This window comes from Methanosarcina siciliae T4/M (genome assembly GCF_000970085.1).
Lineage (GTDB): Archaea > Halobacteriota > Methanosarcinia > Methanosarcinales > Methanosarcinaceae > Methanosarcina > Methanosarcina siciliae.
The window spans coordinates 2,574,842-2,590,685 of sequence record NZ_CP009506.1 but is presented as its reverse complement, the minus strand read 5'-3'; the positions used below and the strand labels follow the sequence as shown (position 1 = coordinate 2,590,685).

Below are 15,844 nucleotides of genomic sequence, written 5' to 3'. Positions count from 1 at the left end.
ATTTCCATAACTTCTTTTTTATATTTCGACGACGACCCCTTCTAACAAACCCCTGACAACCGTTTCCATAAGCTTCTCGCTATCCTCTCTCTCCTTTCTAAGTTTAGATTCGAGTTCATCACACAACCCCATGAACTGCTCGACTATTTCAACGATGCGTTTTTGTTCATTGAGGGGCGGGAGTGGTACTAGAGCATTATTTAACTTTGTTAGAGTTACACGAGTAATTGCAACTCCTGACATACCTTCACGCATTAAAGAATAGAAGTAAGGGGACCTAAGCATATAGAGAAGATACTTATTCTCTATTTCTGACGGTAGTTTCATTAAAGCTACACTAGACAACATGCTGAATTGTTCTTCTAAATCATTAATGACAGTAACTCCTGTTGTAGCACCATCTTTGATGTAAAGAATATCACCATATTCTGGATCACAACGAGAATAGATTTCTTCGTGTATCTTGGAAGTCACATAAGTTATGTTTGTGAGGTCTATTCCATCTGTTTTTATGTTCTTTGCAGTTATGTACTTGAAGTCTCCAGTGGATTCGTTAGTGGGAGAATGATGCGTTCCATCAGTTAATTTTAATAAACCATCTCCTAAGCGTATCCAAATCCAATTTTTTGGCAGATCAAAAGGAAATTCGCATTCACTGACTTGTTTCAAAGGTGAAACTTTCTTAATTTTCCCTTCCTTAACCATCTGTCTTTTCTTCGTACCAATTTTCTCAATCAAAACACTCGCCGGCTCATCCTCAAGATTCTGTTCGACAAGTCTCCCCTGAACCGCAAGCTGAAGAATTGCTTGCCTTAATTTTTCAACATTTTCAGGGTTGTCATAGAGAAGATCAAAATTCTCGCAAATGCGCTGCCAGTGCTGTGCGAATTCTTCCTGATTTTCCGCGCTGAGCATTCTGTCAAGGGCAGCGCTGTTGAGTTTGCTTTGAACTTCCTGTTTTTTCTGGCGGCGGGCTTCGAGTTTATCGCAGAGAGCTATCAGTTCGTCAACTTTGGAGACTATGCGTTTTTGCTCGGAGAGAGGTGGGAGAGGAAAAAGAACTTGACTCATTATTTTTCCGGATACTTCTTTGAAAGTGGTTCCTGAAGCATTTCGATCAATTTCTTTTCCAGCATATTTTAAAAAATAATAAATGAATTCGTTCATCTCCATTATGAAAGGAACACAGGATTTGAAACCTTGATTTGTAGCTAGGTCTTCAGTAGCTATAGCCACATAGCCAATAGGTGCACGACTGGAAAAAAGAACGGTTCCAGCAGGCACAAGCTGTGCAGAACTCTTTTGCAGACCAAGTTCGCTTATGTCTCTTTTTCCCTTTGCAACAAATTTTCCTTTGAGATTATATAGATCAGCAGGAGTTAACCATGGAATACCTTCTTCTGAGAAATAATCTGGATTGCTTGTTGCTGGAGTACCCCCACCTACAATATGACCAATATCTCTAAAATGAACCCATTTCCAAGTCTCGGAAATTTCAAACGGTATATCTTTCAATTCAATAGGGGGTAAAGATTCTTCTTTTCTTAATTTTTTTTCTCTAATTAACATCTTCTTTTCATTTCTCATCTGATCAAGTAAAACCGATGCAGGCTCATCATTCGGGTCCTGCGGTACAAGTTTTCCCATAACCGCAAGCTGCAAAATAAGTTCCCTCAGTTTTTCAACGCTATTTGGGGCTTCGCATAAAAGGTCAAAATTTTCAAAAAAGGTTTCCGGGTTCATTTTTAAGCCTGTTTTTGGTTTTTAGACGACTGAGAAGAATTTTACTGCAAAGTCGCAGAACTGGATGATTACTTCTTTATCAAGTTCGAATTCTTTTCTGTTGCCGAGGTAGTTTCTGGATGTGGGGGTTACTGCATCTCCGGCTCGGAGTTCTTCGTAGGTTACGCATTTGATGTGTTTTTTTGAGACGACGATGAAGTAACAATTTTCGTAGGGGTAGTCTTTGTCCAGGTTTTCAAAGATGAAAACTTCATCTTTTCGAAATTTTACTTCTATGAAAAAGACTTCACCGTTTCTGTTGTTCTGGATTACGAAGTCGGGCATCCTGCGGATGTTTGTGGCAACATCGCTTCGGACCCCCCTGAGGAGTTTCATGATGCCGGGAACTGTGTTTTCCATACCGTACCGGAAGACGGAATAATTGAGGGAGAGGAATAATTCTTCGATGAGGGTCTCGGCAATTCTTCCCTTGATCATGTTTTCAACGAACTTGCTGTCTCTTGAGGAAAAGTTTTGTTCCTTTTCGGAATCCGAAATGGATGAAACGGCAGTTTCGGTTTTAGAAATCTCAGTTCTAAAATTCTCCGGCTCGCGGGACTTGACAAATTCCTTCTGGTGCTGCCTGCATAGAGCTTTTCCGTACCTGTCCATCGAATAATTGAATTCCGCATCCGTTATATCAGATTTACAAACCGAGCAAAAATATCCCATATTTTAACCTCACTCTTGTATAAATTCAGTTACGTTTTATGGAATTTAAAAGCTCTTCTTTTAATTCCTGTCGGACTTCAGATATTTCGGAAAGCAGGGCTCTGTACTTTTCCAGCAGCTCTTCAGGGTCACCGTGGTCGTTTTCAACGGTGTTCGGGTTTTTGATGTCGAGGTTGTAGTTGCTGGAGATAACGTCTTCGGCTTTGACTTTCCAGGCGGATTCGTTTTCTGTCCTGTTAGTCCACCAGGCTTTTTCCGGGGCGAACTCTTCTATCCGCATGGGTTTGGTTTTGGAATAGGACTTGTAGCCGGCGGGGTAGGGGTGTTCGTAGTACCAGATTTCTTTCGTGGGCTCGCCTTTAGTGAAGAAGAGGAGGTTGGTCTTTATGCCGGTGTAGGGGTTGAAGACCCCGTTCGGGAGGCGGACGATCGTGTGCAGGTTGCACTCCTGAAGGAGCTTTTCTTTGATGCGGGTCTTTGCGCCTTCCCCGAAAAGGGTTCCGTCGGGGAGGACTATCCCGCATCTGCCTCCGTCTTTTAAAATGTGCATAATCAGGACAAGGAAAAGGTCAGCAGTCTCGCGGGTCTGAAAGGCTGTAGGGAAATTTGTCTCTATGCCGTCTTCTTCCACGCCGCCGAAAGGTGGATTTGTCACAATTACGTCCACGCGGTCTTTCGGGGTGTAGTCCCGCAGGGGACGGGCGAGGGTGTTGTCGTGGCTGATGCGGGACGGGACTTCTATGCCGTGCAGGAGCATGTTGGTTACGCAGAGCAGGTGAGGGAGCTGCTTTTTCTCAACGCCGGAGATGGACTCCTGCAAAATGCGGTGGTCTTCCACGGATTTCACGTATTTTTCGCGGATATGTTCGATCGTGCTGGTAAGAAAACCGCCTGTCCCGCAGGCAGGGTCCAGGATCTTTTCGCCCAGCTTAGGGTCAACCATGTCCACCATAAACTGGGTGACTGCACGAGGGGTGTAGAATTCGCCTGCATTGCCTGCGTTCTGGAGGTCTTTTAAAATTTTCTCGTAGATTGAGCCGAAGGTGTGCAGGTCTTTTGAGCTCGTAAAGTCGATTTCATTGATTTTGTTAATGACCTGGCGGATCAGGGTCCCGTTTTTCATGTAGTTGTAGGAGTCTTCAAAGACATCTTTTACCACCTGGCCCCTCGGGTCGGAGTTTTCGTCAAAGGAGAGACTTTTCAGGGTCTTGAAGAGCTTTTCATTGATGAAGTCCAGAAGAGTGTCTCCGGTAATTCCTTCCGGGTCTTTCGCCCAGTTTCTCCAGCGCAGTTCTTCAGGAATAGGGGAGAAGTATTCGTCGTCTTCCAGTTCGTACTCCTCTTCCCTTGCATCAAATATCTTCAGGAACAGCATCCAGCCAAGCTGGCTTATGCGCTGGGCGTCTCCGTCCACCCCTGCGTCTTTCCGCATGATGTCCTGAATTCCTTTTATCGTCGTGTCCAGTGACATGTTTTTCCTTTCCCGCAAATTAAACCGTTGTAAAAATAAACCTTGTTAAAAATAAACTGGAAACACTATTTTGTAATCCCACATAAGTCCTTCGAATCAAGTTTCCGGCAGCTTAGCTTATAGAAAGCAGGTTTCTACAAGAAGGGCTTCCACCATTCAGGTTTCCAGCAGTGAAGCATCCGTTGTATAGAGCTGGGACTCAAGTCCCCGGACCGCTGCAAGATAGCTGTTCTTGCCCCCGAACAGTTTTACAATCTCCATCGGGGTCCCTATCCTGTCAAAAGGCTGCACCTTAAGCACGCTCATGTTTTCGAGGTTTTCAATCCCGTCATCGGCGTACTTGTCAAGCAGAGTATCAAGGACTTCCTGTGCCTGTTCCCCGTATTTGCTGAAATAATCACCCTTTTTTACCCTCTCGGCCCGCTCTTTCCTGCTCAGGGGCGGGCGGTCGAAGGCTACGTGGCAGATCAGGTCAAAGGGGTCAAAGTCCTTTCCGACTTCTTCCGAAAGCGCATCGAGCAAAACTCCCCTTTCCTCAAGCTCCTTGAGGATTGCCTGTTTTTTCTCGGCTTCGTTCCAGTGTTTCAAAAAAGAGTCAAGGGACTCAAAGTCCTTGAGTACGGTCTTCCTGGTGTAGTCTTTTAAGGACTCGGTAATCAGTTTTCCGTCAGGCCCGTAGTACTGAGTGCGTTCGGTAACGACTTCAACCCCTACATCGTCCACAAAATACTTTTCCCTTCCCGTTTCTCCTTCCCCCTCCCAGGGGCTGCCAGGTCCGTTTCCGCCATCGAAATCATAAATCTCCACGGGCTCGCCGTCAAAGTCCGGGTCGGCAAAGAGTTCAGTTGCTTTCTTGAAGTCCATTATCGTAAAATAGAATTTTCCGTAATCTTCATTAATCCGGGTCCCTCTGCCTATTATCTGCTTGAACTCAGTCATGGACTGGATGCGCTTGTCAAGCACAATCAGCTTGCAGGTCTGGGCATCCACCCCCGTGCTCATCAGTTTTGAGGTCGTGGCAATAACAGGATAGCGACTCTCTGGATTTATGAAGTTATCAAGCTCGGCTTTTCCTTCCTGATTGTCCCCGGTTATCCGCATAACATATTTCCTGTTTTCGCCTGCAAGATCCGGGTTTTCATTTACAAGGGCTTTTCTCATCCGCTCGGCATGGTCTATATTTTCACAGAAGACTATTGTCTTGTCAAAGCGGTCGTTTGCTTTCAAAAAATCGCTTACTTTCCTTGCGACCAGTTCAGTCCTTTTTTCAAGCACAAGGTCCCTGTCATAGTCCTTCTGGTTGTAAATCCTGTCTTCAACCGTTTTGCCGTATTTGTCTGTCTTGCCTTTTTCCGGCCTCCAGCCAACTAGATCTTTGTCAAGGTCGATGCGGACAACCCTGTAAGGTGCAAGAAAACCGTCTTCAATTCCCTGTTTAAGGGAATAGGTGTAAATCGGTTCTCCGAAGTAATGGATATTGGATACGTCTTTTGTCTCTTTTGGAGTCGCAGTAAGTCCGATCTGGGTTGCCGAGGTAAAATATTCGAGGATCTCCCTCCATGCCGAATCTTCAGCTGCGCTTCCTCTGTGGCACTCGTCCACGATCACAAGGTCGAAAAAATCCGGAGAAAACTGTTTGTAGATATTTTTCTCTTCTTCCGTGCCTGAAACTGCCTGGTAGAGGGACAGGTAAATTTCATAGGATTTCTCAGCTTCCCGGTTCTTGATTTTAGTCATTGCTTTCCCGAAATGCTTGAAATCGTTGATTTTTGTCTGGTCAACGAGAATGTTTCTGTCTGCCAGAAAAAGAATCCTTTTCTTTACTCCTGCTTTCCAGAGCCGCCAGATAATCTGAAATGCCGTAAGCGTTTTTCCCGTACCTGTTGCCATAACCAGCAGGATACGGTCCTGCCCTTTTGCAATTGCCTCTACTGTACGGTTTATTGCTATACGCTGGTAGTACCGCAGGGCTTTTCGGTGATCGGTATAATAGTTCTGGGTTACGATTTTCTGTCTTCCTTCATCAAGTCCTTTCCATTCACAGTATTTCTGCCAGAGAAAATCAGGGGAAGGGAATCTGTCCAGTGAAATTTCTTCCTCCACCTTTCCCAGTGTTCCTGTCCGGTCGTGAAGTAAAAAAGCATCCCCGTTCGAACTGAAAGCAAAAGGAATATCCAGCATCTCGGCATACATAAGCGCCTGCTGCATGCCTTCCCCAACAGTATAGATATTTCTTTTAGCTTCCACCACCGCAAGGGGAAGGTTGGATTTATAGGAAAGGATGTAGTCGGCCGCTTTGGTTGTCCCCTGCTCGCAGAAGAGCCTTTAACAATAATCCTGCCTTTTGTAAGGTTCACTTCTTCCCGGATCTGGCGTTCGTCCCAGTTAGCCTGTTTGATCGCAGGTGTGATAAACTTCGAACAAATGTCCCTTTCACTCAGTTCTTTTTTATCGAATTTTTCCATTTAAAGTCATCCGACAGAATTCAATATCACTTTAGACCACTATCACTTCAGACGTTAAGTAATTTTCACTGTTATTCATTACTTTAACTATTAAATGCCTTGTGATTTTAAAATTCTTGCAAGGAGAACTATTATTCAGCATGCTCCAGACTTTTTCATATATTTTTTTATAAATATTTATACCTAGTAATATAACAAGTACAACATTAGTCTATTAAACAAAAAGTTATCCAGATTCTCTAACAATTATATCTCCACATTACGATTATTCGTTAAAAATAATATATACTCAGAGTGCATAGTATAACTTGCGTTCTCATCAGATGAACACCCACTAGCAAACAAACACAAACAAACACCTACTCCAAAAGAAATCTACCCCACACTAAAGATTAAAAACGGAAAATTCACAACCCAAAAGTTAAATACCTCAAACCTCTTCCCAAACTAGAAATTTAAAAGTTAAAACTTTTATAACTCATTTCGGAACTTCCAGGTTTTTCAGGTGGGAACGCAAACTCTTTTAAAACAAAATTAATAGCCAAAATTTAAACATTTTTCACCTGACTTTCCGCTAATTTAGGCACAATTCCTCTTTTTGCTTTATTTTCAGTGCTCTATCTATCGAAAAGTCTCTATTATTCTGTGCCTAATTATTATGCACAATAAAGCCATTTACAAGTGTCAAAATAATAAAAGGAAATGAATAGCTCTATGAGATCACTCCCTATTACGATTCTGTAGAAAAGAAAATCCTACAGAAAAGCAAGTATCTTGGGAAACTTGTGAACGACCAACCAATAAAAGTTCGCTCTCAAAAGAAACCACTGATATCTATCCCTGAAAAGGTACTCTCCTATGGAGAGTACCTTCCCCTCTTAAAAATCACAGAAGAGTTAAAACTTGATCTGCTGCTTAGCAAAAGCTTCTCAGAAAAACAAGCGTGGTAGATCTTAACTCTCGCGATGAACCACATAATAAAACCGCTAGCTTATGATCACATTGAAGAATGGTATGAATGTACTGTTCTCTCCAAAGAGCATCCTGAACTACCCCTTTCCTCTCAATCCATTTCAAACCTTCTGGACTCTATTGGAAATAGTGCTGTACATATTGATTTTGCAAAGTACTTGATAATTCTGACAGAAGGAGAACAAATTGTCATGGAAAGGACAAAAAAGCAAAAAGAAATATTAAATGCGCTTGGAATATGTGCCTAATTCAATGGGAAGTCAGGATGCAAATTCCACCTGATTTTTTCAGGAAAATGCCAACAACCGGAGGATACTTTTATCCTGTTGTTTTTGCAACAGGCAGCGCAGCAATACTCACAGCTACTCGCTTGATCTTTTCCCCGGATAAAAACGAACCCATAGAGCTTGTTTCTCTGGCAACAACTGTTATGGCGGTCATATTACTTGCTATAAGCTTGACCGCTCTCTTTGTCGATGCTGCGGGGCTTTATATCATATATAAAGTGCTTGGAGGAACAGGAACTTATGAAGGCACTGCTAGATTCGTGCTTTATTCGTCTGCTTCACATCATTAATCTTCATTCCTTTCATCGGCTGGATTTTCGGGCTTTACCAGATGTATCTTGTGGGCGGCAAGTTTGTACATACTGAGCCTATCCCAAAACCAATTTCTATTTTCATTTCCTATAAGAGTTTAGATTACTTTCCTTATCCGTAGACCGATTGATTAATTTAAAACAGGGATTTAAATAAGCAATTTTTATTTTTGGGACCAGTTCAATCATTAATAATCTGTAGCTATTCCTTTTTCTTTGCTTCGTTTATATCATCGAGGATAAAGAGTAGGTTTTGAAGAACACCTAGTAAAAAGAATTTACAAGCATAATCTATTCAATTAATTATTATGTTTGAGAATTTACCTGATTATTCTTTTCTGTGATAGAAAACTTAACAATGAACTCAGTCCTATTATTCCTTCTCAGCTCAAGTTCCCCGTTTAACTGGTCTACAAGAGTAGTTACAAGTTGAAGCCCCGGACTATCAGCATTTTCAATATTAAAGTCTTCAGGCATATCTTTGCCGTTATCTGAGACTACCAGAACGAAAGTGGTACGGCCTTCGCTCTTGCTTTCGTTTCTATGGAGTTGGATTCTTATTTCCCCATTATCGCTTCCTACAAATGCGTATTTGAGGGAATTGGATACAAGTTCATTAATTATTATTCCTAATGGGACAGCAGTATCCATATCAAAGAAAATATTCTCATCGAGATCCATATTTAAGCTGACATCATTTCTAAACTTATAGGTGAGAATTAGATTATTAGCGAGTTCCTCAATATACTGTGAGAAGTTAAGAGTATCGACTTCTTCGCCTCTATATAATTCCTCATGGATTAAAGCCATTGAAATGATACGGTCTTGACTTTCTTTGAAAGCTTCAAGGATTTCGGAGTCTTTTATACTATTTTTGCCATTGAATTTTTCAGCTTGAAGGTCGAGTAAGGACGAGATTACCTGAAGATTATTCTTAATCCTGTGGTGGATCTCCTTTTTGCGAACGGTTTCAATTTTTTTCAAAGATTTATAAGCTCTCTTAAGCTCTGCTGTGCGCTCTTTAATCTTCTCTTCTAAAATGTTTGATAGGGTACGGTATTTTAGTTCTGATTCGCGCAGCGCCTTTTCAACCTTTTTGCGCTCGGTGATGTCGTTGAAGAGGATGCTGACCCGCCGTTGCTCGGGATCGCCGGTACGAAAGGCGTAGACATCGTAGTAGTGACCGAGAGCAAAAGCCGGATTCTCAAAGCGTACGGGCTCGCCCGTCAGGGCGACGTTCCCGTATATCTGAAACCAGTGCTCTTCGTGCTCGGGAGCTATCTCTCGCATCCATCGCCCAACAGCGTTCTTGATGCCTGTCTGCCTCTCGAAAGAGGCGTCAATCTCCAGAAAGCGGTAGTCAAGCGGGCAGTCCGCTTCATCAAACAGTACTTCGATCACACAGAAGCCTTCGTCAATCGTGTCGAAGAGCATGTGGTACTTCTTTTCGCTCTTCCTTAATTCTTCCATCAATGTATCCCGTTCTGCCTTCTTTCGAGCTTCACTTACCATACCCTTTTCGAACTCTTCCTGATCACTATATCGAATCCAGAGATATTAACGCGTTGTTCTTCAGGAAAGGGAGAAAAAACAACCAGGTATAGCTTATTTCCCACTTTAACTTCAGTTTTCTCAGGGCTATTTCGGGAGATTACCCTTTGTACATGATCTACGATACTCGAAGGTAGTTTTTCGCCCACTCTTACACTCCATTCATTTAATATAGGCTCACTCGCTTCATTTGAGTGAATAATAGTACCATTACTATCTATACTGAGAACAGGATTTTGATTCGTTGTTGGGGTTTGTTCCACTTTAGCGTCCATACTCCCCTCTTGGATTCTTTTTGTGACCACGAGTTTATTTTACTATATTCCTGCAATCACTAAATAAAATATTGTATTTTAATTTGTATAAATATATAATTGAGTGTGAAATCTAAGTATGCTTCAATTGTAATAATTTAGTTAAGTTTGGAAGAGAATAAGATAGTAGATAATTTTTAATATTGTATGAGCCACAGAATAAAAAAGTGTTCATTTAATTACGAAACACTATTCGGTAGTGGGGGGCGAGTCATTGACCAAATCTGAAAAAAAGAACACATACTCAATGTTTGAAATAAATATGAAGAGACTTGGAAGCTCTTGATTTTCAATAACTCGCCCCCACTACCCACTATCCTCCAATATGAAAATTAAATAATTAATGAGCCTATCCCAAAACTTCATGTAATCTAACTATTACTGCTACCATTACAACTCCTGAATATGACTCTTCTTTTATTTCATATCTTGGAAATACTTTCTTACATGACTCTATCCAGCTAAAGAACCTTTCTACTATACTTTTCTTCTTTTATTCTTCCACATCTACCTTTATTGGTCTTCCTGTATGTAGTTTTGGCATGAGCTCAATATGAGCATGGAGAGATCCGCATTAGCCGTAATTCTGTTAATGTCACTGACAATGGTTCTTGTTTTTATAGTGATGTTTTCCTTAAGCGGGTTTGTTTAATTTTGTTATTGGTACTGTCACCGGCTGTTATCTTTTCCAGCAGCAGTTTCGAATCTCTCGGGTTTCGAAATCCCTTCAGCTTTTCCCTCTTTTTATTTCATTCCGACAATTTAATACACCCTTTCACAGTTTTGGTATCACTCCCGGCAGCGTTTGTTACTGTCAGGCTGACTGTGTATTCCCCTGCCTTCAGGAACGTGTGGGTTGCAGTTTGAGCGTGTTTTGAATGAATGCCGTCTCCGAAATCCCAGTACCAGTTTGTGGGTGTGCCTCCGGTGCTGGTATCGGTGAACAGTACAGTCAGCGGGGATTTGCCGGAAGTCGCGTTAGAAGTGAAAGAATCCCGGGGTTTTATGGGTTCGGCTGAAAGGTCGTACATGTAAATAGCACTCTGACAGATCAAATATAAATATAACTTCGTAATATTATTCATTATGATCAATCTTGATTACATCGGAACCTGGAAAGAGGTTATGAAAAGTCCCTCTCATTTTTACAGCGAAATGCCAAGGACCGGAGGATACGCTGATCCTATCCTTTTTGCAGTAGTTAACGTTGCCATATACTCGCTTTTTTACCTGCTTTTTAATCCCGGAGTGTACGATGTCAACGGCTTCAGTTCTCCAATGATATTTGCGGTCGCACTTCTGGCACCTGTAGCCGGTTTTGTTACTCTCTTCCTCGACGCTACACTACTCCACATTATTCAAAAAGCACTTGGAGGAAAGGGGACTTACGAAGGTACCGTAAGGTTCGTACTCTATGCCTCTGCTGCGCTCTCTCTCCTCTGGGTCCCTCTGGCAGGAGGGATTTTCGGAGTTTACCAGCTATATCTCTACGTTGTGGGCGGCAGGTTTGTTCATGAAGTAAGCCTGGAGAGATCTTCTCTGGCTGTTTTTCTGTCCGTTTTGATGGTTATTGTATTCATAGTGCTGATTTCTTCAAGCGGGCTAGTCTAACTCTGTTATTGAAATTGTTGCCGGTTTTGTTATTTATTGTGAAATTTTATCTTTAATCCGATAATATCATTGTCGAAAGCCTGCAGTTCAGAATAAAAATCAAAGTTGAATTCAAAATTGAATCCGGACCGGAGTAAGGGCGGGAATTGAGAGCTTGCAGAACCTGGAAGTTACCTGTCTTTTCGTGATTTACGGCTCTCGATTCCCTGCTTCTTATTTTTTTATTTTTCTTATTTTTCGATCATTTCCTTGACTTTTTTAGTATTTTCGATGGATTTTTTCTTTAGCTCGATCATCTTTTCCATTTTATCTATTTTTATTTCCATCCACTGTATTTTCATGTCCATTTTCATTAACATAACTTCTTTTTTCTGTTCTTCAGTCAGAAGCTCCCAGAGCTCGAACATTCCGTGATGCATCTGGGTTTTTCCTGCCATTTCTTCTCCCATGTTGAATTACCCCCGTTTCTCTGGTACTGATTTCACTAACATCTTCTTTATCTTTCAAACCCGGAAACCGCTAACAGATCACCGGGCATCACAAAGAGATTATTATTACGGACATATAATTACTACAGAATTATAATTTAGAATCCAATGATAATTGAAAACAGGGTTTGAAAAGGAAAGGGTGGCAAGAGATGTACTGATAATCCCATATTTCGTTTGTAGCTTATCCCAAACAGCCGGGGATTTAATGTGAGTCAGGGGTACCACAGTTTTTCCCCTGCTCTCCGCAATAATCCTTGTTATTTATGCAATTTTTCTTCCGAACATCACTGCAAACTGATAGTACTTATATATACAGCTAACATCACAGAAACCAGCTTCTTTAAGCCAGTCCAGCTGCTGTTCCAGGCTCGTATCTCTGTCAAGCTTAACTCTTTCATAACCTGCCAGAATTTCTTCTTCAGGCAGGCCGCTTGTTTCTACATACTGTCTCCAGGTCGTCTTATTCAGGTTTTCTATGAAAGGAGTTTCACCATGAACCTGATCGGCGTTAATAAAAACCCCGTTCTCTTTGAGTATGGAGTAACTCTTTTTGTAAAGTTCCTCTTTCTTTTTATCCTCAAGGTGATGAATGGATAGGGCTGAAATTACAATATCATATCTGTCCACGAAATCGTATTTTGAATAGTCTGCTGCAATATATTTGACGTTTGAGTTATTTCCGAACCTGTCTTTTGCCATAGCCAGCATCTTTTCCGAGATGTCAATAAGCGTAAAGGATGCTTCCGGATATCTTTTCATCAGAAACGCCGATAGAAGGCCTGTTCCTGCACCTATGTCCATAATACCTGGGTTTTCCGAATCAACTGACGCCACGGATACTGCTGCACCGTAAAAGTCATCGAAGCAGGGTACAAACTTCTTTCTCTGTTCATCGTACTTTTTTGAAATAGCATCAAACTTCTGTTGAATATCGCTCATTTTTTCCTCCGGGTTTCAGCACTGAAGACTGGTCTTTTTCTTTCTTATTGTATTTTTCTTCTTACTTCATTTTCCCTTCTTACAGCACTTTACTTTCATACAACACTTTACTTTCATACAACACTTTACTTTCTCATTGCATTTTTGGGCACGCTCTCGATAAAGCTAAAAAACAATCTATTTATATTTCACGACATTGTTAGAAGCATGGATCTCAAAGATGAAGAGTTAATTGAAGACCAGAAGACCCGTGAATTTGGCGTCTTTGGAGATGTCCTGCGGGAGCTGCAATTGGAAGAAATAGAGGAAACCGATACTTGCCTTGTGGAAATCCAGGAAACCGCTATCAAAGAAAATACAATAGAGATTTTGACTGAAATCAGGGCAACATTAAAAGAGATCGCAGAAACGCAGAAGAAAATACTCGAAGAGATTCAAAAGAACAGGCTCGAATAAACCTCAGTTCATACTTTCTTTTTCACTGGAAGAAAACTTTTATTTTTCAATTTTGGAAGTGGGGATATTAAGAGGTTTAATTTGTTTTAGAGAGATCCTTACATACGACTGTTCCCCACTACCAATAAAATATAATGGTAAAGTCGTATTTATACTTCACTTCTGTTAGTCTCACAGCTTCTGTCATTCTCACATATTTAAGATCCTGTCCGCAAACCGGATTTTTTCAGCCGAAACTCGAAGCTTTCAGATGTCGTCTTCAAGGCTTCTCCTTGCAGCACAGCTTTCAAGTGAAGCATTGGCAACGGCTTTTGCAACCGCAGGCACCACATGCTTATCAAGAGGTTCCGGGATTATGTAGTCTTCCGAGAGCTCACCGACAGACACGACATTTGCAAGGGCATAGGCTGCTGCCATTTCCATTTCAGGGGTTATCTTCCTGGCACAGGTCCCAAGAGCCCCTTTGAAGACCCCGGGGAAACTCAGACAGTTATTGAGCTGGTTTGGAAAATCCGACCTGCCAGTAGCAACAATTCTCGCCCCAGCTCTTTTTGCAGCATCGGGCATGATTTCAGGAGTGGGGTTTGCCATTGCCATCACAATAGCATCTTTTGCCATCGAGCGGACCATATCCTCGGTTACGGTCCCCCCGGCTGAAACTCCGATAAAGAGGTCAGTTCCCGGGAAGGCTTCTTTGAGCCTGCCCTTCAGCTTTCCGGGGTTCGTAAGCCTGGCGATTTCCTCTTTTATGGGGTTCATGCCTATTTCCCGTCCTTCATACACAATTCCCTGGCTGTCGCATGTAAGGATTTTCGCAGGATCTGCACCTGCCCGAATCAGGAACCTGAAAATAGCAACCCCTGCAGCTCCAAGGCCCGCAATAAGTATTTTCAGCTCCCCAAGCTTCTTTTTGACGATTTTAAGAGCGTTCAGGAGCCCGGCAAATACGACAATGGCTGCCCCGTGCTGGTCGTCATGGATTACAGGAATGTCAAGCTCTTCACGCAGGCGGCTCTCTATTTCGAAACAGCGGGGGGCACTGATATCTTCGAGGTTGATACCCCCGAAAGCAGGAGCCAGGTATTGTACCGTTTTTATCACTTCTTCGGTATCCTGAGTGTCGAGACAGATCGGAAAAGCGTCTATGCCGGCAAATTCCTTGAAGATAATCGCCTTTCCTTCCATTACCGGCAGAGCTGCACACGGGCCTATGTTTCCAAGCCCGAGCACTGCTGAACCGTCTGTTATGACAGCTACAGTATTTTTCTTGATAGTGTAAAGGTAGACAAGGCTGGGATTCTCCTTTATTTTCCGGCACGGCTCAGCAACCCCCGGTGTATAGGCAACGCTAAGGTCGTGGATTGTGCGGAGTCGGACCTTGCTTTCAACTTCAAGCACGCCTCCAAGTCTCCTATGCATGGCGAGCGATTCCTGATATAAGGACGCGTGCGTGTCACTATCTTTTACTATGTCCTTTCCGGAGTCCTTTTGAGATTCTCCTACGGAATTTTCTTCTATATTTTCTTCAAGCTTTCTTTCCAAACCTGAAACCGGATGAATTTCTTTTATTCCGAAAGCCCCCTGTTGTATTATAGCAAACATAGCAAACCCTGCTTCCGGAGCGGGAAAGCTCCGGTAAAACGACCTGCACGAAATATTATGATACATTAGGATTTATAGAAATATAATGATTTGTAAAAATAAGCGCTAAATTTAGGGGGTAAAATGAATCCGGAGTAAGGAACTCAGGTTCGGGTTGCAGTTCTGAATTCTAAAATACAGTGGAAATTCTAAAATTCAGATGTAATTCCAAAACTCAGCAGGAAGACATATACCATTTCAGGAGAATTACTCTACATGCAGATTAAAGGCATTGCCCGTGATACTCTTGATTTTATCCTCGAAGCCAGCAAATCAATGGCCCCGGAAGAGTTTGCCGGGCTTTTGCAGGAGCAGGACGGAATAATCACCGAGGTGCTTATCCTGCCCGGGACCGAATCAAGTAATACAAACGCAGTTCTCAGGCTTTACATGATGCCAAATGTAAAAGCCGTAGGCTCGGTCCACAGCCATCCGGGAGCAAACCGAAGACCTTCAAAAGCTGACCTACGCCTGTTCTCAAAAACAGGAAACTGCCATATTATAGCGGGCCGCCCGTACAACAGGGAGAGCTGGACCTGCTATGACAGGGAAGGAAATGTCAGGGACCTTCCTGTTCTTGATATAGAATTCGAAGAGGACGAGGAAATTTGAACAAATAGAAGATTTGAACTAAAAATACCTGATAGGGTTGTACATCCCTGCAGGATTGTATAAATACTTCTGCGAATATGAAAATCATTTTCAGGATTAATTTCACTGTTTTTTATTATCGCCTGAAAATGCAGTGCTTTCCCCAAACCCGCCGGCTGCCTGTTTTATTGCCTACCAAAAACATTTTATTTACATATACACATTATTTAAAGGATACACTCTTTGCCTTTATTCGAGGGAGAGCGGCTTCCGCTTCAAAGATTGTGTCC

At 42.2% G+C, this 15,844-nt stretch carries 12 protein-coding genes and 3 pseudogenes; 5 read left to right on the top strand and 10 right to left on the bottom strand.

The genetic code is table 11. The annotated features are described in order from the left end of the window. Window positions 1–18: 18 nt before the first annotated feature. The 4 genes and pseudogenes from MSSIT_RS11025 to hsdR all read right to left on the bottom strand — a co-directional run bounded on the left by MSSIT_RS11025 (window position 19) and on the right by hsdR (window position 6,390). Complete coding sequence (locus MSSIT_RS11025; protein ID WP_048172388.1) at window positions 19–1,743, bottom strand: restriction endonuclease subunit S; 1,725 nt, start codon at window positions 1,741–1,743, stop codon at window positions 19–21. Window positions 1,744–1,764: 21 nt separating this feature from the next. Then, window positions 1,765–2,454 (bottom strand): hypothetical protein, encoded by a 690-nt coding sequence (locus MSSIT_RS11020; protein WP_048172386.1) that lies wholly within the window; start codon window positions 2,452–2,454, stop codon window positions 1,765–1,767. Between the two features lie 25 nt (window positions 2,455–2,479). Next, window positions 2,480–3,925 (bottom strand): class I SAM-dependent DNA methyltransferase, encoded by a 1,446-nt coding sequence (locus MSSIT_RS11015; protein WP_048172385.1) that lies wholly within the window; start codon window positions 3,923–3,925, stop codon window positions 2,480–2,482. Window positions 3,926–4,081: 156 nt separating this feature from the next. Then, a pseudogene (gene hsdR / locus MSSIT_RS11010) lies at window positions 4,082–6,390 on the bottom strand (EcoAI/FtnUII family type I restriction enzme subunit R). Between the two features lie 719 nt (window positions 6,391–7,109). Here hsdR and MSSIT_RS22045 point away from each other — a divergent pair. Together MSSIT_RS22045 and MSSIT_RS11000 are read left to right on the top strand one after the other, a co-directional pair. Further along, a pseudogene (locus tag MSSIT_RS22045) lies at window positions 7,110–7,526 on the top strand (IS1634 family transposase); the annotation flags it as partial. Between the two features lie 101 nt (window positions 7,527–7,627). Beyond that, window positions 7,628–7,939, top strand: coding sequence for a YIP1 family protein (locus MSSIT_RS11000; protein WP_048172381.1), 312 nt, complete (start codon window positions 7,628–7,630; stop codon window positions 7,937–7,939). Window positions 7,940–8,266: 327 nt separating this feature from the next. On the opposite strand, the pseudogene MSSIT_RS25840 reads toward MSSIT_RS11000, so the two are convergent. From MSSIT_RS25840 to MSSIT_RS10985, 3 genes and pseudogenes are all read right to left on the bottom strand, one after another. Beyond that, window positions 8,267–8,968: pseudogene (locus tag MSSIT_RS25840) on the bottom strand (sensor histidine kinase); the annotation flags it as partial. A 497-nt stretch (window positions 8,969–9,465) separates the two neighbouring features. Then, window positions 9,466–9,786: a hypothetical protein gene (locus MSSIT_RS10990; protein ID WP_048172380.1), complete on the bottom strand. Its 321-nt coding sequence runs from the start codon at window positions 9,784–9,786 to the stop codon at window positions 9,466–9,468. Between the two features lie 788 nt (window positions 9,787–10,574). Next, window positions 10,575–10,856, bottom strand: coding sequence for a PKD domain-containing protein (locus MSSIT_RS10985; RefSeq protein ID WP_048172378.1), 282 nt, complete (start codon window positions 10,854–10,856; stop codon window positions 10,575–10,577). Between the two features lie 55 nt (window positions 10,857–10,911). On the opposite strand from MSSIT_RS10985, the gene MSSIT_RS10980 reads away from it, so the two are divergent. Beyond that, window positions 10,912–11,436: a YIP1 family protein gene (locus tag MSSIT_RS10980; protein ID WP_048172376.1), complete on the top strand. Its 525-nt coding sequence runs from the start codon at window positions 10,912–10,914 to the stop codon at window positions 11,434–11,436. Window positions 11,437–11,666: 230 nt separating this feature from the next. On the opposite strand, the gene MSSIT_RS10975 is transcribed toward MSSIT_RS10980, so the two are convergent. After that, complete coding sequence (locus tag MSSIT_RS10975) at window positions 11,667–11,885, bottom strand: hypothetical protein (RefSeq protein ID WP_048172374.1); 219 nt, start codon at window positions 11,883–11,885, stop codon at window positions 11,667–11,669. Between the two features lie 303 nt (window positions 11,886–12,188). Beyond that, the gene (locus tag MSSIT_RS10970; RefSeq protein ID WP_048172373.1) at window positions 12,189–12,866 is read right to left on the bottom strand and encodes a class I SAM-dependent methyltransferase; all 678 of its coding nucleotides are present in this window, start codon (window positions 12,864–12,866) and stop codon (window positions 12,189–12,191) included. Window positions 12,867–13,073: 207 nt separating this feature from the next. Here MSSIT_RS10970 and MSSIT_RS10965 point away from each other — a divergent pair, with 207 nt between their 5' ends. After that, the gene (locus MSSIT_RS10965) at window positions 13,074–13,322 is read left to right on the top strand and encodes a hypothetical protein (protein WP_048172371.1); all 249 of its coding nucleotides are present in this window, start codon (window positions 13,074–13,076) and stop codon (window positions 13,320–13,322) included. Window positions 13,323–13,568: 246 nt separating this feature from the next. Here the strand turns inward: MSSIT_RS10965 and MSSIT_RS10960 are convergent, their stop codons facing one another. Continuing rightward, window positions 13,569–14,924: an NAD(P)-dependent malic enzyme gene (locus MSSIT_RS10960; RefSeq protein WP_082088961.1), complete on the bottom strand. Its 1,356-nt coding sequence runs from the start codon at window positions 14,922–14,924 to the stop codon at window positions 13,569–13,571. Between the two features lie 255 nt (window positions 14,925–15,179). On the opposite strand from MSSIT_RS10960, the gene MSSIT_RS10955 reads away from it, so the two are divergent. Continuing rightward, on the top strand, window positions 15,180–15,575 hold the full coding sequence (locus MSSIT_RS10955) for a Mov34/MPN/PAD-1 family protein (RefSeq protein ID WP_048172369.1): 396 nt from the start codon (window positions 15,180–15,182) through the stop codon (window positions 15,573–15,575). Window positions 15,576–15,844: the final 269 nt, after the last annotated feature.

Bases quoted from the DNA above. Each gene is read 5' to 3' on its own strand.
- MSSIT_RS11025 (WP_048172388.1), bottom strand. From the start codon at position 1,743: ATGAACCCGGAAACCTTTTTTGAAAATTTTGACCTTTTATGCGAAGCC.
- MSSIT_RS11020 (WP_048172386.1), bottom strand. From the start codon at position 2,454: ATGGGATATTTTTGCTCGGTTTGTAAATCTGATATAACGGATGCGGAA.
- MSSIT_RS11015 (WP_048172385.1), bottom strand. From the start codon at position 3,925: ATGTCACTGGACACGACGATAAAAGGAATTCAGGACATCATGCGGAAA.
- MSSIT_RS11000 (WP_048172381.1), top strand. From the start codon at position 7,628: ATGCAAATTCCACCTGATTTTTTCAGGAAAATGCCAACAACCGGAGGA.
- MSSIT_RS10990 (WP_048172380.1), bottom strand. From the start codon at position 9,786: ATGGACGCTAAAGTGGAACAAACCCCAACAACGAATCAAAATCCTGTT.
- MSSIT_RS10985 (WP_048172378.1), bottom strand. From the start codon at position 10,856: ATGTACGACCTTTCAGCCGAACCCATAAAACCCCGGGATTCTTTCACT.
- MSSIT_RS10980 (WP_048172376.1), top strand. From the start codon at position 10,912: ATGATCAATCTTGATTACATCGGAACCTGGAAAGAGGTTATGAAAAGT.
- MSSIT_RS10975 (WP_048172374.1), bottom strand. From the start codon at position 11,885: ATGGGAGAAGAAATGGCAGGAAAAACCCAGATGCATCACGGAATGTTC.
- MSSIT_RS10970 (WP_048172373.1), bottom strand. From the start codon at position 12,866: ATGAGCGATATTCAACAGAAGTTTGATGCTATTTCAAAAAAGTACGAT.
- MSSIT_RS10965 (WP_048172371.1), top strand. From the start codon at position 13,074: ATGGATCTCAAAGATGAAGAGTTAATTGAAGACCAGAAGACCCGTGAA.
- MSSIT_RS10960 (WP_082088961.1), bottom strand. From the start codon at position 14,924: ATGTTTGCTATAATACAACAGGGGGCTTTCGGAATAAAAGAAATTCAT.
- MSSIT_RS10955 (WP_048172369.1), top strand. From the start codon at position 15,180: ATGCAGATTAAAGGCATTGCCCGTGATACTCTTGATTTTATCCTCGAA.